This is a genomic window from Carboxylicivirga agarovorans, assembly GCF_050589845.1.
GTDB classification, from domain to species: domain Bacteria; phylum Bacteroidota; class Bacteroidia; order Bacteroidales; family Marinilabiliaceae; genus Carboxylicivirga; species Carboxylicivirga agarovorans.
In genome coordinates this window covers 167,272-191,550 of record NZ_JBNGPA010000003.1, presented here as the reverse complement: position 1 = coordinate 191,550, position 24,279 = coordinate 167,272, and the positions used below count along the sequence as shown (strand labels likewise).

General features: G+C 42.1%; 14 protein-coding genes. 13 read left to right on the top strand and 1 reads right to left on the bottom strand.

Annotation, left to right across the window (positions count from 1 at the left end; genetic code table 11):
* Nucleotides 1–17 precede the first annotated feature (17 nt).
* From ACRD69_RS04800 to ACRD69_RS04765, 8 genes are all read left to right on the top strand, one after another.
* The gene (locus tag ACRD69_RS04800) at nt 18–1,571 is read left to right on the top strand and encodes a RagB/SusD family nutrient uptake outer membrane protein (RefSeq protein ID WP_430813930.1); all 1,554 of its coding nucleotides are present in this window, start codon (nt 18–20) and stop codon (nt 1,569–1,571) included.
* Between the two features lie 80 nt (nt 1,572–1,651).
* Nucleotides 1,652–3,028 carry a glycosyl hydrolase gene (locus ACRD69_RS04795; RefSeq protein WP_430813929.1) on the top strand — a complete coding sequence of 459 codons (1,377 nt, stop codon included), beginning with the start codon at nt 1,652–1,654 and terminating at the stop codon, nt 3,026–3,028.
* Nucleotides 3,029–3,103: 75 nt separating this feature from the next.
* On the top strand, nt 3,104–3,862 hold the full coding sequence (locus tag ACRD69_RS04790) for a T9SS type A sorting domain-containing protein (RefSeq protein WP_430813928.1): 759 nt from the start codon (nt 3,104–3,106) through the stop codon (nt 3,860–3,862).
* Between the two features lie 288 nt (nt 3,863–4,150).
* Nucleotides 4,151–7,279 carry a beta-galactosidase, LacZ type gene (gene lacZ / locus ACRD69_RS04785; RefSeq protein ID WP_430813927.1) on the top strand — a complete coding sequence of 1,043 codons (3,129 nt, stop codon included), beginning with the start codon at nt 4,151–4,153 and terminating at the stop codon, nt 7,277–7,279.
* Nucleotides 7,280–7,313: 34 nt separating this feature from the next.
* On the top strand, nt 7,314–8,837 hold the full coding sequence (locus ACRD69_RS04780) for a glycoside hydrolase family 16 protein (RefSeq protein ID WP_430813926.1): 1,524 nt from the start codon (nt 7,314–7,316) through the stop codon (nt 8,835–8,837).
* Between the two features lie 4 nt (nt 8,838–8,841).
* Nucleotides 8,842–10,278, top strand: coding sequence for a sulfatase-like hydrolase/transferase (locus tag ACRD69_RS04775; protein WP_430813925.1), 1,437 nt, complete (start codon nt 8,842–8,844; stop codon nt 10,276–10,278).
* A gap of 261 nt (nt 10,279–10,539) precedes the next feature.
* Nucleotides 10,540–12,555: a M3 family metallopeptidase gene (locus ACRD69_RS04770; protein ID WP_430813924.1), complete on the top strand. Its 2,016-nt coding sequence runs from the start codon at nt 10,540–10,542 to the stop codon at nt 12,553–12,555.
* Nucleotides 12,556–13,084: 529 nt separating this feature from the next.
* Nucleotides 13,085–14,245: a helix-turn-helix domain-containing protein gene (locus ACRD69_RS04765; RefSeq protein WP_430813923.1), complete on the top strand. Its 1,161-nt coding sequence runs from the start codon at nt 13,085–13,087 to the stop codon at nt 14,243–14,245.
* Nucleotides 14,246–14,261: 16 nt separating this feature from the next.
* On the opposite strand, the gene ACRD69_RS04760 is transcribed toward ACRD69_RS04765, so the two are convergent.
* Nucleotides 14,262–14,462: a hypothetical protein gene (locus tag ACRD69_RS04760; RefSeq protein WP_430813922.1), complete on the bottom strand. Its 201-nt coding sequence runs from the start codon at nt 14,460–14,462 to the stop codon at nt 14,262–14,264.
* 255 nt (nt 14,463–14,717) lie between these two features.
* Here ACRD69_RS04760 and ACRD69_RS04755 point away from each other — a divergent pair, with 255 nt between their 5' ends.
* The 5 genes from ACRD69_RS04755 (at nt 14,718) to ACRD69_RS04735 (ending at nt 24,250) form a co-directional block, all read left to right on the top strand.
* Nucleotides 14,718–16,619, top strand: coding sequence for a 4Fe-4S binding protein (locus tag ACRD69_RS04755; protein WP_430813921.1), 1,902 nt, complete (start codon nt 14,718–14,720; stop codon nt 16,617–16,619).
* 130 nt (nt 16,620–16,749) lie between these two features.
* On the top strand, nt 16,750–18,153 hold the full coding sequence (locus ACRD69_RS04750; protein ID WP_430813920.1) for a T9SS type A sorting domain-containing protein: 1,404 nt from the start codon (nt 16,750–16,752) through the stop codon (nt 18,151–18,153).
* 82 nt (nt 18,154–18,235) lie between these two features.
* Entirely contained in the window at nt 18,236–21,301 is a 3,066-nt protein-coding gene (locus ACRD69_RS04745) for a SusC/RagA family TonB-linked outer membrane protein (RefSeq protein ID WP_430813919.1), read from the top strand.
* A 2-nt stretch (nt 21,302–21,303) separates the two neighbouring features.
* Entirely contained in the window at nt 21,304–22,770 is a 1,467-nt protein-coding gene (locus ACRD69_RS04740) for a RagB/SusD family nutrient uptake outer membrane protein (protein WP_430813918.1), read from the top strand.
* Nucleotides 22,757–24,250 carry a hypothetical protein gene (locus ACRD69_RS04735; protein WP_430813917.1) on the top strand — a complete coding sequence of 498 codons (1,494 nt, stop codon included), beginning with the start codon at nt 22,757–22,759 and terminating at the stop codon, nt 24,248–24,250. Before ACRD69_RS04740 ends, ACRD69_RS04735 begins: the two co-directional genes overlap by 14 nt.
* Nucleotides 24,251–24,279: the final 29 nt, after the last annotated feature.

Sequence of the window (24,279 nt, the reverse complement as noted above, 5' to 3'; positions counted from 1 at the left end):
AGAAAAGCTTAGAGGAAATGAAAAAGTTTTTAATATATATCGCAATAGCCCTGTTTAGCTTCGGGTGTTCGGAGGAGTTTTTAACATTAGAGGACCCAACAAATATTGCCGAAGATAATTTTTGGAAAAGTGCCAATGATGCACGATTGGGAATAAATGGTATTTATACTGTACTGCAGGCCAATGGTATGTATGGTGGCCATCTGAACGGTGGCCTGGGAATGCCCGCCTATGATTGCCTGTCTGATAATGAGTATAACGCCTGGAAATGGGAAGGCGGAGGTATTTTCGTCGTTGGAAGTATCGATCCTTCGCACTGGTTTTTTAGCGGATTATGGAGTGATCTGTATAAAGGAATCGTACGCTCAAATTCGGCCATCAAAAATATTGGAATGATGGATGAAACAGTCATTTCAGAAGAAGACAAGAATAACTATCTGGGTCAGGCTTATTTCCTGCGAGCCCTCTTCTATTATCACGTAGCTTTGTACTTTGAAGAAGCTCCGCTGATAACAGAACCACAAACTCTTGAAGAGGCTTATGTGGCTAAAAATACCGAGGATGAATTATGGCAACAGGTATTTGATGATCTAGATAAGGCGATTGATATTTTGCCTTTGCCTGCAGATCAGGATGAAAAGGAATATGGATATGCAACCAAAGGGGCTGCACTGGGCCTTTTATCAAGGGTGGCATTGTACCGGGAACAGCATAGCGATGTGCTTGAGGCTACACGGGAATTGTTAACCCTGGGTTACGGTCTCGATCCTGATTATGAAACGCTGTTCACTTATGATGGTGAAAATTCAAATGAAATAGTGTTCCCTGTTAAGTTCCTGTACGGAGACCTATATAGTAATGGTGAGAAATTTTCAGCAACCTACCTGCCAAAACCAAAAGTGGATGTGCAACCAATGCCTAACATGGTTAATGATTATTACTGTAATGATGGCTTACCTATCGATGACCCCGCATCCATATATAATCCTGCAGACCCCAAGGAAAATCGTGATCCACGGGCAATAGCATCTGTCTATTTCAAAGGCGATATCTTCCTGAAGGATCCTGAAAAGATATTTGCAGGCAACACAAATACAAAGTTTGGATTGAAGAAATATGTGCGCGATGATGTGGATGTATACGAGAGAGCGGTGTTTGAGGCCGGATCACAGGATTTTTACCTGATCCGTTATGCCGATGTACTGTTAATGCGTGCTGAAGCCCTTATTGAAACAGGTGAAGTGGGCCAGGAAGTATACAGTTTAATCAATGATGTACGCCAACGTGTCAATATGCCAACGGTTGAATCTGTTGAAGGAGCCGGCCTGTCACAGGACCAGTTAAGAGAGATCGTTCGTCACGAGCGTCGTGTGGAACTGGCTTTTGAAGGTCTGCGCTTTTATGATCTGAAACGCTGGGGTGAAATGGAAGAAGGATATAATCGCATTGCTGCTGATGCAGTTAAAGGTTACGTGCCATTATACCAGGGCGAAAAGTCTGAGGTGTTTGCCATTCCACAGGAAGAAATTGATGTGAATAAGAACCTTGTTCAACATCCGGCCTGGCAATAGCTAAAGTGATAAAAAAAAGGGGCAGGAGCACCTGAAGTTTAGCTTTTGCCCTCTCTTTTCATCTGTTAAACAATATTGAAATGAAAAAATTACTAATGATAATAAGTGCCGTGGTATTCTTAACGGCATGTGAGAAGGAGACACCGGGATTTGATCATGAATTACCTCCAAAGGAAGATATCCCGACAACAGTTACCAAGAAAGGCGTATGTTTAACCACCAATGGTTTTACCTGGTCGTCACGTGTTTCTGACCTGAAAGGACATTGGCATTATTCATGGGGGCACGAGTTGAAGGATATGGAGCCGGAAAATATTGAGTTTGTTCCTATGTTCTGGGGGCGCCAGGTAAGCGATGAAAAAGTGGAGTACCTGAAGCAGTTAAAGGCTGAGGGTAAGATACAGTATGTTCTGGGTTTTAACGAACCAGACGGTGAAGAGCAGGCAAATATGACTGTTGATGAGGCTATTGCCTTATGGCCTAAGTTAGAGTCAATAGGTTTGCCGCTTGGTAGTCCGGCTCCCGTAGGTGGTACCAATGAATGGATGAATGAGTTTATGGCACGCGCGAAAGCAGAAGGTTTACGTATTGATTTTGTAGCCATGCACAGGTACCCTGGTCCAAATGCGGAATCGTTCTTACAAAAAGTAAAGGAAGTATATGAGGCTTATGGATTGCCGATCTGGATTACCGAGTTTGCAGTGGCCGACTGGAATGCAGCTACTGTTGATGATAACAGATATACACCGGAACAGGTACTGGCTTTTATGAAAGCTGTTCTGCCGCAGTTGGATGCTCTTGATTATGTTGAAAGATACGCGTGGTTCTCAGGTCAGCCTGATAATGCGGCCCTGGCTCCGTCTGCCTTGTTCGACGAAGATAATAACATGACGCCTTTGGGACAGTATTATGCCTCTTACACTCCCAATGAAGAAATAGGACCAGGAATTGAAGCTCCTATCTATGATAATGTGGAAGGTAACCTGGTTGAAAACGGCAACTTTGGAAACTACAATGTTTATGGGACAACAGATAAACTGTCGGAGGCTGAGGCACTCGCCAAAACCGTTGGATGGTATGGCTATCAGTTCGCGGCTGAGCCTGATGATGCCGTTGAAGGATGGGCCTGCAAGATGTTAAACGGTTGGAGCGGTGATTCCGGACTTAACACCAAATTCCCTGTAACAGCGGGTAAAACATTGAGCATCACCTATTCAGTGAAGTGGTTAGGTCCCGATGGCGGTATTAAAATGATTATTAAAGATCACGATACCAATACGAAGCTGACTTTACCGGCAGAAGCTGTACCCGTTAAAGCATCCGAAACTAATCAGTGGGAAACTATTTCCTATGAATTTACCGTTCCTGACGGGGTTTCTAACCTGCGTTTTACTTTCTGGAAAGGAAAAGGAACATCGCCATGTTTAATTGACGAAGTAATAGCCAGGGAGAAATAGTCTCAATCATACCCATAAAGGAGGGGATTCAATCCCCTCCGCTATCAGTATTTTATTTTAACTAAATTTTATATGATGAAAAAATCTTTACTTTTTATGGCCCTGTTTGTGGCTTTTAGTGTAGCAACAATTGCTCAAACAACTGTTTGGTCTGATGATTTTGAAGCTTATACAGTACCGGTTAACCTGACGACGGAAGGTTACGATGTATGGGAGGGAACCGTTAATGCAGTGGATGCGGCAGCCAATGGAATAACTGCTGTTTCTGGTGCTAATGTCGCAAAATGTAATCCAGGATCAACATTGAATATCTACCTGAGAAAAACCATTGAGCTTCAGGGTGGCAAGCAATACACCTATTCAGCATCAACTATGCAGGCTGAAGGGAAGAAGCATTTTATTCAGGTTGTTGTTGACGGAACCACATTAAAAGCTGAAGGTACAAACACATCATGGCAGAGCAAATCCATTACTTTCACCCCATCTGTTACCCAGAACGTGGTATTAACAACATACATGTATTTTAAAGAAGTCACCATGTATGTGGATGATATGAAATTAACGCTTGATACACCTACATCAATTAAGGATGCCGAAACGATCAACCTGACAGTCGCACCAAACCCGTCAAACGGCATCTTCAGAATAACGGCATCAGAAACATTGAGTGCTGTTGAGGTATATAATACGGCCGGTCAATTGGTGAAAAATCAGACAGTCGCTAATGCCGATGACCTGACGCTTGATATGAGCGCTTATTCACGTGGCCTGTATGTGCTGAAACTGTCGTCAGTCAGTGGTGATCACTATACTAAAAAAGTAATGCTGAAATAAAGAACAAAGGCATAATAGTTTGCTGTACCAATAAAGCAGTCAGCTGTGATAAGCGGCTGGCTGCCTTTTGATCTTAAGTCAGTCTGGTGGTTATCTGCATATGACAATATGTAATTTAAGCGGATGCCATAAATGGGATGGTATTGCCTGAAATGCAAGAATGTTCAGATATCATTGTATAAAGGATAATTGTATGAAAAGATTGATGTAGGATCAGAACGAATGAAATAACCTAAGGACCCAAACCTTGCAACAAGAAGAAATAAGGATTTTAACAAAACCGGAAAGATGAAGAAAGTTTTAATGGTGCAAGCTTTAATGCTGATCGTGAGTATAACGTTTGCAGGTAAACGGCTCGAATGGGATAATGTGAAAGTATTACATGTCAATAAGGAGCTACCACACACGACCATGATGGTTTATGGTTCTGAAAAGGCGGCTTTAAGCTTTGACAGATCGGCATCAGATTATTATCAAAGCCTGAATGGTGAGTGGCGTTTTCATTGGTCCGATAAGCCCGCAGCGCGGCCTCATGATTTTTACAAAGGCAGTTTTGATGATTCCGGGTGGAGCACAATACCCGTTCCATCCAATTGGGAGCTTCATGGATTCGGTATTCCCATCTATACAAATGACACCTATCCTTTCGATAAAGAGGCAGTAAGAGCACCCAAAGAATGGAATCCTGTTGGTTCATACCGTCACACCTTTGAAGTTCCTGAAAGCTGGAATGGTCGTGAGGTATATATAAATTTCGATGGCGTGCAGTCTGCCTACTACCTATGGATCAATGGAAAAAAAGTGGGATATTGCCAGGGAAGCCGCACACCGGGTGAGTTCAATATCACCAATTACCTGCAAAAAGGAGTTAACCAACTGGCCGTTGAAGTGTACCGCTGGAGCGATGCTTCATACCTGGAAGATCAGGATTTCTGGCGCCTGAGTGGTATTTTCCGTGATGTGTACTTATGGTCGACTCCCCAAACACATATTCGCGATTTTGTGACAACAGCATCATTAAACGATACATACACCGATGGAGTATTTAAGTTAAGCGGGGAAATCGTTTCGGGGTCCAAAAAAGCCGTGACAGTTAACTATCAGCTACTGGACGCATCTGGTAATGAGCAGCTCAATGGTTCGCTTGCTGTGGAAGCGAAAAAGGGCATCATCCGTTTTGAATCGGAAGAGCACATGCTTGAGCAGGTCAACAGCTGGAATGCCGAATCACCCTATTTATATCAGCTATTGATCTCTCTGAAGGATAAGAATGATAATTTGCTTGAAGTCATTCCGCAAAAGGTCGGTTTTCGCAAAGTGGAGATCCAGGAAGGGCGCTTATTGATCAATCGTGTTGCCGTATTGTTTAAAGGAACCAACCGTCATGAACATCATCCTGAAACAGGACATTATGTGACTACTGAAGATATGATGCGTGATATAATCCTGATGAAGCAAAATAATATCAATGCAGTCAGAACAAGCCATTATCCCAATACGCCTGAATGGTATGCATTGTGCGACCAATATGGTATCTACCTGATCGATGAAGGAAATATCGAAACACACGGCTTCGGTAATAAGGGTGATAACCGTTTAACCTGTTCTCCTGATTGGGAGGAGGCCTACCTGGACCGTGTCAAACGTATGGTATACCGCGACCGTAATCATGCTTCTGTGGTTATTTGGTCAATGGGCAATGAAAGTGGTGACGGTCCCAATGCCAGGTTAGCGCATGAGTGGGTCAATAAGGTTGATCCTTCCCGTCCATACCTGTATGAAGGTTCTACCCGTAAAGGCGGGCGAGACTATGCTGATGTCTACTCGCGTATGTATGCCACACCTGAAGAATGTGCAAAGATCATAAAGGATTATTCACACATGCCTTACCTCTTGTGCGAGTATACCCATGCCATGGGTAACAGTAACGGTAACCTGAAGGAGTACTGGGATCTTGTTTATGCCGATAATAACTTCCAGGGTGGCTTTGTATGGGACTGGATGGACCAGGGGTTGAAGCAGCCGGTACCAAAGGGATATCAGGATAATGTGCAGCAGAGCCATTTCTTCGCCTATGGCGGGTGGTGGGAAAATGCCAGGGGTGTTCACCACGATGGTAATTTCTGCATGAATGGTTTGTTGGCATCAGACTGGACGCCGCATCCCGGCTTAAATACAGTTAAGTATTTCTACCGAAATATTCATGTTGAAGCGATTGATAAGGATAAACTGCAATTCAGTATCACCAACTGGTATGACTTTTCAAATGCGGCAGACTGGGTGGATGGTCACTGGACACTACTGGAGGATGGAAGTGAAGTAAGCTCGGGTGCTTTGTCAACACTTGATATACCAGCCAGGGCATCTGAAAATATCACCATTGACCTCAATGGCTATCAACTTAAAACAGGCAGGGAGTACATTCTGAGCTTCGGTTTTACCTTGAAGAAAGACACCTTTTTTGCCAAAGCCGGCCATGAATTGGCATGGGATCAGTTTCAGCTGACAAGGGCGCGGGTACAGCCAATGGAAGTGACGAACGAAGCTCCGCAACATCGGACTGAGGGGCGTGAGTTATATGTTTGGGGTGAAGGTTTTTCAATCCTGTTCGATAAGCTCAATGGGAGGATGGAGAAGTATTACCTGGGTGATGAACTGGTCATCAAACAAGGACCGCAACCAGACTTCTGGAGGGTGCCAACCGACAATGACCGTGGGGCCGTAAAAAGCGGAAATCCTAAACTGCCGCAGTTGGGTATCTGGAAGAATGCAGGTACCTGGTTGATCGATGCTTTTAAAGTGGAGGAGCAGGAACAAACCCTTGTTATTACTGCCAGCGGAACATTACCATTGGTTGATGCTTCCTACGTGCAGACCTATACCGTTAATGGAAAAGGAGAAGTGCAGGTCGCTTGTGCCTATTATGCAGGCGAAAAGAACCTGCCAATGCTTCCCCGACAAGGAACTGAACTGGTGATCACTCCCGGTTTTAATACCATACAGTGGTATGGCCCGGGTAAGTACCCGACTTATTCCGATCGTAATGTTGAGAAAGTTGGGGTATACACATCTTGTGTTGAAGATGAATGGGTGGAGTATTCAAAACCCCAGGAGAATGGTTATAAAATGAATACCCGCTGGTTTACAATGACCAATGCCAGAGGGCTTGGTATAAAGATCACAGGTGAACCGACAATTGGTTTTGGGGTCTCGCATTATTCAAAACAAGATATTCAAAAGAGCGATTACTCATTTGAGCTCACCAAACAGGCGGATATATTCCTCAATGTGGACGACAAACAGATGGGAACAGGAGGAACGACCAGTTGGTTAATGCAGGCGTTTCCCCGTAAGGACTATCGCCTGATAAATGCTGATTATTCATATCAATACCGTATTTCACCAGTAACGAAGTGAAAGGGTTTGATTGTTACTAAAACAGGAAGATAAGATGTTTAAGTATATATTTTTAATTTACATATGCCTGTCCGGATTCTTAAGCAGGAACAACCTGCTGCATGCTCAAATGGTGGATGCCAATACACCTGTTGATGCACAACCGCTATTGGATATTGCCACAGGCGATAACTGGCTGCTTGATTTTAGCGATGAGTTCAATGCTTCACAGGTGAATACCGGGAAATGGAATGTGCTTGAAAGTAGCAGTTCAAGGGCACCAAGGCCAAAGCTTTCCATCAGCGACTGGTGGTGGAAACAAGCCAATGTGTGGCAGGAAAATGGTGACCTGGTACTGAAGGTGGACAAGCATGACGCTAACACGATGCATTGTGGTTCTGTAAACTCAAACAACCTGTATGAAACGGCATACGGATATTTCGAAGTAAGGATGAAAATTGCTGATGCTTCAAAGGGGACACATACCGCGTTCTGGTTCCAGGGTGATAACATGGGCAATGTGGATAATACAGCCAATGATGGTGCTGAAATTGATGTGTTTGAGTCGGCCTGGTTGGATGATTATACCAAATCAGTTGTGCACATAGATGGCTATGGTGCCGATCACCAGGCGAATACCAAAAAGTATTTAACACCCGGAATCCATGATGGTAACTACCACGCATGGGGTTTTCACTGGACAGAGGATTTTATGGATATTTATTATGATGGTGTCTTTAAAGTGAGATATGGTGATGCCAAATGGGTCGTTAACTCACCCGAATTTATCTGGTTATCCAATGGTGCAAGCTTTGGCATTGAGGGTGATTATTTTACCCGGGAACCCATTGGTACCTTAACACATGCTTACGTTGATTATGTAAGGGTATGGAAAAATGTTGACTTCGATGCTCAAAGTGAACTGGAGTGCGAGAACTTAGTGTGGTCTTCACCTACTGGGACCAATAGCCAGGTGATCAGTAATAGTGCGGCAAGCAATGACAGGCATGTTAAGCTGGAGGCTCAGGCTGCAGGGAGTGAAATTATCTTCGAGCTACCCATTGACAATGACGGACTGCATCAGATAACACTTCAATCGCTTACCTGGACCTCGTTCGGACAGTATCAATGTGCTATTGAAACCTCAGCGGGTGAATGGCAGGAGATGGATGGCACAATTGATATGTATAAGGCCAACTCTTCAGTAATCAGTCAAACCTTCAATGCTATTCAGCTCAATGCCGGAACTTATAAGGTGAAGTTTGCCTGTGTTGGCAGGAGTAATGACTCCGGAGGCTATGTTGGCTCGTTTGACAAGTTATGGGTGAAAAGTAGTCATGATGTGACAACTTCTTTAAATAGAAGAATGCAAGAGGCTCTGAGCTTGTATCCAAATCCTTTTAATGATCGCCTTTGCATCTCCGGGCTGGATGCACGCACGGCTGTTGAAGTTTATAATGTGATGGGTGTTATGGTGAGCAAGCAGGATTGTCAGCAACAAATTAACCTGTCACATCTGCAAAGCGGCATTTACCTTCTGAAGATCGGCAATGATATTTATAAAGTACAAAAACAATAAACCCATGACAAGAACGAATTTAAACTACTATAAAGCGGGTGTATTAAGCTTGATGATCGCTTTGATATCAGGCGCGTGTCAACCTGCGAAACAAAAGAACAAAGAACTGCAAAAGCCCAATGTAATTGTCATGTTGCTGGACGATGCCGGCTATGCCGATTTTGGTTTTGCAGGGTGCAAAGACCTTGATACACCAAACATTGATCAACTGGCGACCAATGGTATCCGCTTTTCCGATGCTCATGTGACTGCCTCGGTGTGTGGACCAAGCCGTGCCGGTTTAATGGTTGGTAAATATCAACAGCGCTTTGGTTTCGAGTGCAATCCTCCAAAGCATTATTCAGGGATCAACCTGAATGAAAAGACCATAGCGGATGCCATGAAAGAGGCAGGTTATAAAACGGCGGCTTTTGGTAAATGGCACCTGGGTGAAGGGCCTGAATATCGTCCTAATAGGAGAGGTTTTGATTATTTCTGGGGTTTCCTGACAGGGGGGCGCAGTTACTTCCCAAACAAGAAGCAGGACAAGGAGGGCACAGCCCATTCCATCAGGGAGAATGATAAGTTTACCACCTTTGAAGGTTACCTGACTGATCGCCTGGGTGAGAAGGCAGCTGAATTTATAGGTGAGCATAAAGACCAGCCATTTTTTATCTACTGGGCTCCCAATGCTGTTCACACGCCAATGGAGGCTAAAGAAGAAGATATGGTCTTGTATGAAGGGCATGAGAGGCAAACACTGGCTGCCATGACCTGGTCTTTGGACAAGGCAGTGGGTACCATCGTTAACAAATTAAAAAGTGAGAACTTACTGGATAATACACTTATCTTTTTCCTGAGTGACAATGGAGGAGCACATAATAACCAGTCATCAAACCTGCCCCTGAAAGGATTCAAAGGCAACAAGTTTGAGGGTGGACATCGTGTACCCTTCTTTGTTCACTGGCCGGCGAGCCTGGAAGGAGGGCAGGTATACGATGGATTAACTTCGTCGCTTGATATATTTGCAAGTTGTGTTGATGTAGCCGGTATGCCGGTCGATGAATCACTGGATGGAGTCAGCCTTATTCCTTATCTGAAAGGAGAAAAGCAGGGGGAGCCACATACAGAATTATTTTGGAGGAAAGATAAGATGGCAGCGATCCGCTCAGGAGACCATAAGGTTATCAGGGTAAGTGAGTTGGGGTATCGCATGTATAACCTGAAGGACAACCTGCAGGAAACCAATGACCTTGTTGATGTGGATAAAGAAACCTTTACACGACTTAATGATGAGCTGAAGGCATGGGAGACCACAACCATGGAACCACTGTGGACAGAGGGTGAGGTATGGGATGAGGTGACACGCCTGATACATGAAGATCTTTTTATGAACCGTGAAGTCCAGGTGAAAAACCCCGGTCAACTGGCAAAGAGTAGGAGTTTTTCAGAAGAGAAGTAACTGATTGTCGAACTGAAAAAAAGTTGATAATCTGATGGTTGAAGAGTTGATAAGTTGAAGAGTATAGTAATTGAAGCGTTTAAGCATTCAACTATTCAACTTCTCAACTAACTAACCAGAGCAGATGCAAACAAGCATTGGATTTAATGATTTTATTCATTATCAATTAACTTTTCTGGGCTTACTTCATTTATTATCTTGGCAGTGAAATAATAACACACTAAGATAATGAGATCACTGTACCTTTTAATTTTGCTTGTTATGGTTTATGCTTGTCAACAGCCCGAGAAGGCATCTGATAATCCCTTCATAACAGATTTGAATGCCCCGGTTGATTATGCCAATGTAACAGCCGATGATATTAGCGAATATGCTCAACTGACCCTGAAGAATGCCGATGCGCAGATCGAAGCGATCAGGCAAACGGCCAATCCTGATTTCAACTCAGTGTTTGCTGCGTTTGATGAAGTGGTCAATGCTGTTTCCATTGCTTCTAACCGATCATTTATGTTGTATTGGGTATCCCCTGATTCTGCCTCGAGGGTAAATGGTCTGAACAGCTACAAACTGCTGGATTCTTTATCAACAACGATTTATTCAGATAAAGACCTTTTCAATCAGATGGTTCGTGTCAGGGAATCGGATGAATACAAGGGGCTGCCAGAAAACAGGAAACGCCTGGTTGATGACCTGATCCTTAACTTTGAACAGTCGGGTGTTAACCTGGAACCTGAAAAAAGAGAGAGGTACCTGGCATTGAATAAGGAGATCAACCAGTTGACTTCTGAATATTCCAATAATATGAATACGGCCATTCCCGTATTAGAGTTGGATGAAGAAGGTGCTGAGGGACTGCCTGAAAATTTTAAGAACACATACAGGACGGCTGATAACAAATACGAAATACCGGTGATGAACGCTACCCGTGGCCCGGTAATGAGTAATGCAGCCAGTGAGGAAACCCGTAAAGCCTATTACATGTTATTCAATAACAGGGCAGCCGATAAAAACCTGGCTATTCTTGACCAGTTGGTGCAAAAGCGCCATGAGCTGGCCAATATTATGGGTTACGAAACCTATGCTCATTACAACCTCTATCCTAAAATGGCAAAAGACCCGGAAACCGTTTGGGCCTTTATCAATGACCTGGCTGATCGTGCCAAAGGAAAGGCCAAAACAGATATAAAGGAGTTAAGTAAGCTGAAGGCTAAAGACAAGTCAAAAATAAATGGTAAAAAGCTTAAGGCCTGGGATGTATCTTATTACACCAACGAAATTTTAAAGAACAAATACCAGGTTGATCACGAGGCCCTAAGATCCTATCTTCCTATTGACCAGTGCCTGAAAGGTGTGCTTGATATCTATTCTCAATTATTCGGCCTTGAGTTCAAAAAAATAGCAGATGCTTCTGTATGGCATCCTGAAGTGGATATGTATGAGGTATTCAATGGAGATCAGCTGGTTGGACGATTTTACCTTGACCTGTTTCCACGACCCAATAAAGAATCATGGTTTTATGGTGTTGGATTAAAGTCGGGTAAAATGACAGCTGATGGGTTGGAAGTACCTACCAATATGTTGTTAGGAAACTTTACCAGACCGACAGAGACATTGCCATCATTGCTTAGCTTCAAAGAGCTGAATACTCTGTTCCACGAGTTTGGCCATATTATCGACGGTCTTTCATACGAAGGGGAGTTCTCATTACAGGCTTCTTCTAAAATGGACTTTATTGAGTCGATGTCGCAGATCTTTGAGAACTGGACCATGGATTATGAGATGCTAAGTTCATTTGCCAGGCATTACGAAACAGGAGAGGTCCTGCCTAAGGAGTTATTTGATAATATGTTGAAGGCTAAGAATGTGGCATCGGGTTACAAAGCCATTTCATCACTGCGTAACTGTTTCTACGACATGAACCTGTATAATAAATACAATCCTGAAGTGGCGCTCGATACCGATGAGTTATGGAAAAAGCTCGATAAGGAAATGGGCGTTATGGATATCTATGTTGAAGATACGCACCCGCAGGCTGCCTGGATACATATCAATACACACCCGGTTTATTACTACGGCTACTTGTGGTCTGAAGTATATGCACAGGATATGTACACGCAGTTTGAGCAAAACGGTCTGACTGACCAGGCTACAGGTAAGCGCTTTCGTGAACTGATCTTATCAACCGGACAGCAGCGCGACATTATGGTGGCTGTTGAAGAGTTTTTAGGACGACCATCCAATAACGAGGCCTACATCAAAAGTCTCGGATTAAATTAATCAGCATCTACCCATGGCGTTGCACAAAGCGATACCGTAGATGAAAGAATGAGGGTGTCCAAAATGAAGGATATTGCTCGCAAAGAAGGCAAACGAAGAAAAACGCAGAGCACGCAAAGTGTTGAAAAATAACATCATATACTTTGTTGTCTTGGCGTAATTCTTAGCGGCCTTAGCGTGAAACTTAAAATTTGGACAGCCTCTTTTTTGCTCCCCACACAAAAAAAGCCCAAAACCATGACCTTGCTCTACCCATGTTGGCCACAGGTATGCTTGCAGGATGGTTATCGTAACTCACGCGTTTCATTCATGACAAAGTGAGCAGAAATTAGACCATTTAAAAATAAACGTCCATTTTTTAGTGTTAATCTGCAACAAAAAACACCTGATATGAGTATAAATTGATAGTATTTCTGGCTCAGTAAAATGGTCTTGGTATAATCCATTAAAAGATTAACAAATAATTATAAGGCCTCGCCATTGTCATCTGAAATAGAACGCTAAATTTGCAGTTGAATAGGGAAATCATATGTCGTATATCTACATAGTGTGTTTAGCACTCATTGTATTTTTTTCATTTTCCCTGATAACAAAAAGTCACAAAACGTTATCAGAAAAGATCTTTACGGCCTGGATTTTCATATTGGCAGTGACGGTTTTAGGCTTTTTTCTGCATTCAATAGGCCTTTTTAATCGCTATTTATTTCTATTCTCCGTCATTTGTGATACACATGTATTACATGGTGCCTTTTTCTATCTGTATGCCCGTAGTTTTATCGATAAGGATTTTAGATTGAAATACATTCACCTGGTCAATGTTATTCCCTTTGCGGCACTATTGGGCTTAAAGCTTTATTTCAATACCGTTTTGGGTGTTATGGACTGTTACGGAACGGGTTGCATCCATGAAGGAAACCGTTACGTTGACCTGCTTAATTTCTTAAAGTTCTTTATCCTGGGTGCCTATATCTTTGGCGGATGGTATGAAGTGCAGTCCAGGAAGTTATCTGACAATAAATTAAAAGGTATCAGTGAGCTGCGTGCCACATGGATCAGTAATATCACCATTGGAGCTTTTTTGTTATTCAGTCTGTCGGCAGTTTATAAAGTGCTTTACCGCCTCGATTTCGGATTTCTGGGTGACGAGTTAACCGTTGTCAACCTGATGGTATCCTTTTCGATCATGATATTCCTGTACATGGGCAATAGCTATGCCTATCTGTTTGTAGCGCCTGTTGCGGGAGAAAGCCTGGTTCTGGATGCTGACAAAAGCAATGTTACCATGCCGGTAAATAAGCCAAAGTTAAAGAAGCCTGAGCACGAAGACGATATTGAAGTTGAGAACCTCGATGAGAAGTTCGACCTTATCGAACGATTTATTAAGGCTGAGAAGCCATACCTGCTTGGTCAATATACTGTCCGCGCCTTATCTGAAAGTGTGGACATACAGCAAAGTGAAATATCTGTTATCATTCAAAAGAAAACACAGAAATACTACTGTGATTATATGAATGATTATCGCGTTGAAGCATTGAAAAGCAAGCTTGACAACCCCGAAAATGATAAGTATACCATTTTCTCGCTGGCTATGGATTGTGGTTTTGCATCTAAAACAAGTTACAACCGCATATTTAAAAACCACACTGGCTTAACACCTACCGAATACCGCGAAGCACAGGAAAGAAAGTAATACTCTTTAAACATTCTTATGCACGGCTACTGGCATCCTTACTTAAGCGATCACAAGTTATAGTATAGACTTCACTTTTCGTTATTCCACTGCCGGGTCTGATGATCGACTCGATCAGATCATCCTCGTTGATTGTCTTTCTTAAAACCGGAACAGCGTGGTAAGCTTTCTTAGTCGTTAAAAGGTTACTTTTAATTAATTTAAATCTTAGCGTCATAGGTCTGTGTCAGGTTGTTTATAATGCTATTAAAAATAAACATTTCGGGGAATAATTAATGACCCTGCTAATTTTTGTTATGAAATGCTTTAATGGTTTGTATTTTATAAAGGGCAGATAATCAGGCGATGGGACGTACCATATTTTTCTAACACCTCAATTTGTAGCCCCATAATATTGTTTGGGTCCGATTTGTTAATAAGAGTTAACACCTTTGATTCAGGAAAAGTCTCAATCAATTTTAATTTGGAATTAATGACAAGGTTTTTGAAAAAGAATGGTATCCGTACCATTATACAAATGGCTCTTTTGGCGGTAGTACTATATTGGTGGGTGAGGGTGATTATCAACCCAAGTTTATTTGTTGATTTTGAAGCATACTGCCCAATGGGAGGAATCCAGTCCATGTTTACCTTTTTAAATAACGGTGCACTGGCGTGTTCTATGTCGGGTATGCAATTGGTATTGGGTGTTACCCTGCTGATAGCGGTACTGTTGTTCAGTAAATTATTTTGTGCCTATATATGTCCGTTGGGAACCATTTCAGAATGGTTTGGCAAGCTGGGACGTAAAATGAAGATACAGGCCACCATTCCTCCAACGGCCGATAAGTTATTACGTGTATTAAAATACGTACTGCTGGGTATTACCTTTTATTTCACTTTGGCGTCCAATGAACTGTTTTGTAAAGAGTATGATCCTTTTTACGCGGCTGCCAGTCGCTTTGGTGAAGACGTGGTGCCATGGATGGCCATATCAGCCATGTTGGTGCTGGCCATTGGTTCAACAGTAATACCTATGTTCTGGTGCCGTTATGTATGTCCGCTTGGAGCTTTCTCTAACTTGTTCAAACACATTTATATTGTGTTGACGCTGGTAATAGGTTATGCTATTATCTATTCATTAAAAATAGAAGTAAGCTGGATATACTTATTGATCAGTTTATTTATCGCCGGTTATTTCTTTGAGGTCTTACTGCCCGAAAAGACCAAGACCATGCAGGTAATGAAAATTACCCGTAATACACATTCATGTATTGATTGTGGTCTGTGTTCTAAAAAATGTCCGCAGGGTATTGATGTGGCATCCCTTGAAGTGGTGAAGCATGCAGACTGTAACTTGTGTGGCGACTGCCTGGGTGCGTGTCCGGTAAGTGATACACTGCAGGTGAATCAGAAAAACAATTTCCGCTGGATGCCGGTGGCTGCACTGTTTGTATTGGTACTTGGTGGTATTTACCTGGGCAACAAGCTTGAGGTGCCGACTGTAAACATGAAATGGGCCGATGAAGAAGTGGTTGAGAACGCAGCTTTATTCGAATACAGCGGATTAAAAAACATCAAATGTTATGGTAGTAGTATGTCGTTTATCGGGCAGATCAAAACCGTACCTGGTGTAGTGGGAGCTGCAACCTATGTTAACTCCAAATCGGTTAAGGTTTGGTATGATAGTACAAAGGTTAGTTCAGACGGTATTAAGAAGGCTTTATTTACCCCAACCAAGGTACATGTAAAAGACCCGGCCGATTCTGTTAAGGTAGCTATTATTGAAGCAAAGGTTTACAACCTGTTTGACCAGATGGACGTGTTCTACATGGACCAGTTATTGCGCAAACGCAAAGATATCTATGCTTTCGAATCATCGTTTGGTGAGCCTGTTACATTACGTATGTACTGCGACTATGACATCGACCTGGAATCATTGAAACAGACCATTGAAACCGAAAGCATTCCGTTGATCAGCGGAGGTAAGGAATTTACGCAGGAGCTTCAGTTCGACGTATCGTCCATTGATCGCCTGAAAGAGTTTGCCTATGGTATTAATGTACGTCAGTATTTATTCATGCCGTTCAAGCGTGCCTTCAACGACCGCAACAAATACAAAAACAGCGAACTGGCCTCGTTTGAAATGGTATTTGATGAGTATCCGCGAAACAAGCAAATGATGGACTTTATGATTAACCATGTGGGTAAAGCACAGCCTTATGTGGTAGGTATGGTTACTTACTATAAAACAGAGCCAACACTACGCGTATATTTTGTAAGAGGTAAAGTCGAACCCCAGGAAATAGTCGATAAAATAACTGAAGAAAAATTCAAAATCACATACGATAATGGTGTAATTGAGGAATATGACAATCCTTACACCTTTAAGTAGACAACACAACCTTAATCACAATTAATCAGAAAATTACCTATAAATGGTGATTGCCGGCCTGGTCAACGGACTATAGTTTTGCACACTATTAAACCGGCAATCACACTATAAACCTATAAAATGCAAAAGTATGAAAAAGATTTACACTCTATGTTTAATGGCCGCGATGGCATTAGGAATGCAGGCGCAGGTAACACTTGTAAAGGATATTAATCCGGGTACAGGTAACTCAAGCCCGGCTGGACTGTTTGTTTATAATGGAAAAATCTATTTTGCGGCAGATGATGCCAATGCAAGTGTTGATCATGGTAAAGAGTTGTGGGTTTCAGATGGAACTGAAGCAGGGACATATTTAGTTAAAGATTTGAATGGCACCCCTGAAGTGCCAAACTCAGGAAATTCTACTCCTGGTAACTTTTTTATCTTAAATGATCAGCTTTATTTTACCGCTTTAACCAAAACATGGATGACTGATGGTACAGAAGCCAATACAAACGATGTTCTGACTTCTGGAATATACTTCCCACAAAGCGACAACAGCATAGTTTACTATAACAACACTGTTGCGTCAAATACGCTTTGGTCGTACGATGGCATAACTAATGCAGCTGTTGTTAACAATGGAACAATCACTGAAAAATTAAGTGGTGGAAATTTAATTGTCTTCAATGGTAAGGTTATGCTATACATGGAAGCGGATGCCACCATTGGATTAGAACTGTATGAGTATGATCCTGCAACAGGAATTTATAGTCTCATAAAGGATATTACTGGTGATGATGGCAATTCTGGTATCAGTAACTTTACCGTATTAGGAGATAAATTGTACTTTGAAGCTTTAGGGGGACTATGGCAAACTGACGGAACCGCTGACGGTACAGTTGCTATAACATCGGCAGCATCATTAAGTGGTGTTGCTAACCTTTATGCCTGGAATGACCTGCTTTTCCTTGAAGGTGATAATTCAAGCGGTGACCAGTTATATGTTTACAATCCGGCTGATGGTACAACTACTAACATCAGTAATATATCAGGAACCAATACGAACCATGATCCATCAGATTACTGTCCTTATAACGGTTATTTATATTACCGTGGTGAAGATGCCAATGATACGAATGGTCACTTGTTCAGAACCAATGGTACAAGCATTGAGCAATTGGACGATGTGGTTAAAGACGTTGATGAGATCGTTGTTTTAAACGGTAAATTATACTTCGAAGGTGAGGATGCGTCAACTGAAACAACAGGTAATGAGTTGTTTACATTTGATCCTGCAACGATACCAACAGCCATTGGCGATGATGCGGAAATTAACCCGATCTCTGTTTATCCTAACCCGTCATACGGAACGATAAATGTGAAAGGCCTTAACAGTGAAAGGGCTGCCTACAGCATTTATAACTTAACTGGTCAGTGCGTGGCAAAAGGAATTGTTTACAACAACCAGATCACTTTTACCCAGAAAGGTTTGTATGTATTACAGATCATTGACGGAACACAAAAAACTGTTAGTAAAATAACCGTTAAATAACTAGCTCACAAGGAGACCGGCCTGGTAGCGGGCCGGCACTCTTTTTATTAATGCACAATTCGAAATACTTAAAGATCTACAAATGCGAAAGAGACTCACTGTTCTATTCATAGCCTTGCTGGTTCCACTGAGCGGCCTTTTGGCCCAGGTGCGTATAACGGGTAAGGTGATGAGCAAAACCGATAACAGCCCTTTACCTGGAGTTAATGTAATTGTAAAATCATCAGGACTAGGAACCATAACCAGTATGGATGGTCATTTTGGTATTGCAGTTAAAGATGAGCAAGCCGATGACCTGGAGTTGATCTTCTCGTTCATTGGCATGGAAACCCAGACTGTTAAGGTTGCAGGGCGCGAGTACATTGAGGTATTTATGGATGAAGCCGTGAATGAGCTGGAGCAGGTTGTCATTACTTCATCATATGGTACGCAAAAGCTGAAAGAAGAGGTGGTGGGTAGTATTGAAACACTCACTTCCAAAGATATTCAGGTAGATCAGGCATTCGAAAGTGTTGATAAAATGCTCGAAGGACAAATTGCCGGTGTAAATATTGAACCCGGTTCAGGTACTTTAGCACCCGTTAAAATCAACATTCGTGGTCAGGGTAGTTTAACACCCATGAACAATAATATGCTGGGTACATCAACCCAACCGCTTATTATTATTGATGGCGTTATAATGACTGAAGAAATGGCCATTGACAATTCATTTTTTGACGGAAGTGGCACAGGTGCCGAAAACTTTAATAATCCATTGGGGCAATTGGCGCCGGAAGACATAGAATCGTTTAACGTATTAAAAGATGCTGCAGCAGTAAGTATCTATGGTGCCGATGGAGCCAACGGTGTTATTCTTATCACTACTAAAAAAGGTAAAGCCGGTAAAACAAAGTTTAACTTCTCCACACAGCATGGTGTGTCGATGGCCATTAACCAAATCAAGTACATGAATGGCGAACAGTACACCGAAGCCCAAAATGCCTTTCTGGCTGATGTGGGAGCCTCTCCTGTACCATATAATGGTGTCAATACCGACTGGTTTAACGAACTCAATGAAAATGGTTCATTTCATAAATATGCACTTAGTGTTAGTGGCGGTGGTGAAAAACTAACCTTCAGAACCAGTTTAAACTATTTAAATATTCAGGAACCACAAAAAGGTAACTCGTCCAACCAGTACCGTATGAGTACCGGCTTGGTCTTTACCCAGAAACGTTTTAAGGCGACCCTGTCTTTAAACCCCAGTATTATTCAAAAAGAAGCACCAAACATCTACTATAATTATGCCTTTGTGCCAACGGTTCCTATCCGCGATGAGGAAGGTAACTATACCAAAATGGGTGTTCCCGGCCTGGGCAACCCTTTTGCGGCCATTGAGCAAAACATGTACGACTCAGAGACAAAGGGAATTTTATCGAGTTTAAAGCTCGATTATGAAATACTTAAAGACTGGACGGTATTAACCTTATTTGGTCTGGACTATAAAGATAAAGTGCAGGACCGTTACTTTTCGGGCGCCAATGAAAGTGGACAGTACAATGGTACCTTTCAGCTCGATGGAATTGAGTATCCAAAGTGGGGGCGCCGACTTATTAACTACCGCCAGACAACCAGCTGGAACTGGCAGGGACAAACCAGTTACAGCAAGCAAATAACCGAAGAACATTACTTTGATGTACTGGCCGGTATTGAGCTGGCTGAGCAAAAAGTAGATTTGGATTACGAGCGAGGACAGGGATTTGTCAATCCTGATATTGTCAACCCTGTTAGTAATGCTTTACAGGATGATGATCCAAAGACATTGGAAGACGACCGCTATAAGAATCAGACCTATACCTCAGATATTAGTTACAACTCAAGGGTATCGATGTTTGCCCAGTTGAACTATGATTATAAAAAGAAATACTTTATCCTGGCCAACTTCAGACGCGATGAAAGCTCTGTGTTTGGTGATGATACCAACGTGGCATATAACGGAGGTTTGGGTGCAAGCTGGATCATCAGTAAGGAGTCGTTTCTTGAGAACCAGCTATGGCTTGACTTTCTGCGCCTGCGCCTGAGTTATGGTACGACCGGTAACTCACGCATTGGTTCCTATTCAGCAAAAGGCCTGTATAGTTACAGTGAGAATGGCGGTTACAACAAAGTACCTTATGCTACTCCGCAATCGGCACCTAATGCTAACCTGTCGTGGGAAACCAACAAAAAGTTCAATGTTGGTCTTGACATCAACATGTTGTCACGTTTTAACCTGACCGTTGAGTATTTCTACGATAGTATTGAAGACATGATATCAAGTCGTGATGTACCGAGTGAAACAGGTTACACAAGTGTGCAGATTAATGGTACCGACATGTACAATAAAGGCCTGGAGGCATCGCTTAAGGCACAAATCATTAAACATGGCGACTTTAAATGGCGGGCCAACTTTAACATAGCTACCCTTAAAAATAAGATTACCTCGGTCAAAGATTACGGAGATGACACCTCATCGGCAGCAACTGCTGCGGCTATTAAACAAGGTTACAGTACATCGGCCATCTGGGGTTATCACTGGATTGGTGTTGATCCATCAACCGGGCGTAACCTGGTTGAGGTAGATGGTCAGGTATATGATGCCCGTGATGTGAAGGAATTATTTGATGATACCGACTGGGAGGTGATCGGTAATACACAGCCCGATTTCTATGGTGGTTTTAATACAACATTCGAATATAAAAACTTAAGCCTGAGTGTTCGTAGCTCGTTTAAGTATGGTAATAATGAAAAGATTGACAGGAACCTGATCGATAATTATAACTTTATTACCACCCGTAACCTGAGTGTCAATGCATACGATTTCTGGCGGGGACCTGGTGATGCATCCATCAATCCGGCTGTATCTAAAAATACACCGAGCATCTCGAATCTTGACAAGTATGTATATGACGCGTCTCACTTAAAAATAAGCAATATCAGCTTAAACTATAAAGTGCCGGTTCATCGTGCAGATATATTTATTAAGAGCCTGAACATTAATGCAGACGTTTCAAACGTAGCCTATTTTTATAAGCAGGAAAGTCCGGAAGGTAGAAACGGAATTCGCGAATTCAGATTCATCTACCCCGAAGCAAGGACATTTACATTAGGACTTAAATTGACATTTTAAAGATGAAGACGAAACTAATATATAGCCTGTTGTTAATCGTTGGCCTTGTGGCCTGCGATGATTTCCTGGAGCAGGAACCAGGCACCCAGATATCGATAACTGAGCAGTTAAGCACATATAAAGGTGTAAGAGAAGCATTAAGTGGTAATTATCAAATGCTCTCAAAGTTAATGATGAACGAGGTCAATGCGGTTTATGCTGATGCCTGTGGTGGTAATATTTCATTCTCACCCAGTCTTATTGCCTCGTCCAAGGGAATTATTAAAGCACCTACACGCATCGAAAATGTTTACTCTTTCTCTGACAACAAAGAGGATAGTGATATGGATGCCATTTACGAAGAATGCTATGACATCATTAATGGCTGTAACATGCTAATAGAAAATGTTGATGCCCTTATTGATGCCAGCGAAGAGCAAAAGCAACAGATTAAAGCAGAATGCTATAGCATGAGGGGACTGTGTCACTTTACTTTGCTTCGTCATTATGCTCAAAATTATTCATACACTGCTAATGCTGCCCATCCGGGTATTATTTATAACACAAGGACCCAAACGGTGGGAGTTGATTATCCTGCACGCGAAACGGTTCAGCAATGCTATGAGTATGTTCTGGAAGATTACAACACAGCCATTGCGCAATTTACCGGAAGCAATACCCTGAGCGGGGAAGATCATACCTTGCTCACTGCCATAAATACAAAAGCTCTGTGGGCACGCGCCGCTTTATATGCCAACAAGTGGCAACAGGCCTATGACATAGCTACCGAGGTGATAACCACCTCAGGCATTGATATTATGCTGAATGAAGATTATGTGGCAGAATGGGAAGAACCCAATGCCAGTATTAGTGAAGTGCTTTTTGAGTTGAGCATTCCTTATAACAATGAAGGTGAGCTGGCCACATCCAATTCAGTATCTGATGATTTTGCCTATCGATCACCTACTGATTATGAGGCATATGTGGCTTCAGGAGATTTGTTAAACCTTTTTGAGAGTTCTGATATAAGAGGTTTAAACATGTTTATTGAAGCAGAACTGGAGACGGTTGTTGGTGAAGATAAAGAAGATCGTCCTTACTATTTTACCAGGAAATTTCAGGATAACCCGGGCTATCCGGTTATACGCATGAGTGAAATATACTTGATCAGGGCTGAGGCTGCTGCCCGTTTGGGTCTTAATGAAGAGGCATTGAGTGATTTAAGAACCATACAGGCCAGGGCAGGTGCTACATTAAGTACTGAAGCTGATGATATATTGGAGGCGCTTTTTATAGAGCGACGCAAAGAGCTTTGCTTTGAAGGTCACTTGCTATTTGATATTGCACGCTTCCAGAAGAATGTTGTTCGTGAAGAAGGCTGTGCCGCAAAACTTTGCAACCTGAGCTATCCATCGAATTTTTACATTCTGCCTATTCCTGAAAGAAATGTTGAATTAAACTCTAATCTGACGCAAAATGAAGGCTATTAATAAGATATTTATTTGTTTGGTTTTAACAGCTTTGGTTATTTATAGCTGTGATGATGAGGATTTTGCAGGTGATAATGTGTATTCAGGATATTCGTTTGTTCGCTTCCATTTAGTATTGGATGGTGATAGTGTGCCTCTTGAGGGTGGCTTTAACGAGTATGGCCGACAAACAGTAGATGCCTATAATCACAAATTGATTAAACCGGGCAAAATACCTGTTGTACTAACCAGTGCCAATGAACTGGATGGTGAGATAACTGTGGATTATACAACAAGCAAAACCGGCGACTTCACTGGCTATACCCAATCACCGATTGGTCAACTTACCTTTAGTCGTAATAAGTTGATCGATACAATAATCATAGATATTAGTGAGCGCTGGGATACATCACAAGTCAATCAACTGCAGTTTGAACTAACCGATGTGAGTGACCCTTCAGTTCAAATAGGTAGTTTAAATGACTATATGCCTAACAATAAGCTGACATTCAGCTTTGGAAAACTGACAACAACCTGTACCATGCCGCTCAATCGTATCGAGATCGAAGGGCTGGCAGGAGAGTCTTTTGACTTTGATGTTGATTTCCCCAAAGGATTATTTGTGTCTGAGGTGGATGGTATGAATTTATTTGTGAGCAATGACGGGTTTGATTACACACTGACACAGCACCCTTTAAAGAAAGGAGATACGAAAGTTACATACACCTTAACACTCGATGAGAACATTAACAATGACGATGTTTATTTCGAAAGTACCTTAAGCCTGATCGAGGATCTGGCATATGTACCTCAGGGTAATAAAACACTGCAAATAGTAAAACCAATAAAAGTAGATCGGGATAAATCAACGTTTCCGGCTTCCAATTTCTATAACCTGAATGATCCGTATTATCGTACCTACCTTGAAATGTGGTATTACGATGAAGGAGATGCTGTTAGTGAATGGAAGTCATCGAGCCAGTTTACCTATCCTGTTGTTGTTGGTGCTGATGATCCGAATGGGGTTCTGTATTCCGATAGAGGAACACCCGATGATACTTCGGATGATATATATCACCATGCCTATAAACTAAAGTTTGATTCTCCTAATGCAGGAAGAACAACCAATGCTTTTGCCATGAAGAGTATATTTAACAACGAATATACGGATGCGGATAAATCGCCGGGCTTCAATATTGCAGAAGCACTCGAGTTCTATCCAAAAGATGGTAATAATCCTAATGAAGGAAACGTGTTGGTTATTTCGCAATTCCTGACTATATCAAGCAAGGAAGATAAATCATACACGATTGGGATTAAAGGAAGCGGTACCTACCATAAAGTATCAGAAGGACTATGGGAGATAGTTCTGACGGTGAAATTCACCAATGATGAATTATGGGGAGGTACACAAGAAGTACATTACCATATGTATAATAGCAGAAGTTACCAGGATCCTGATCTTTTAGATGTTAAAGGAGTAACACCTGTTGATTTGTAATGACCATTTTCAAGGCAAGCTTCAATACC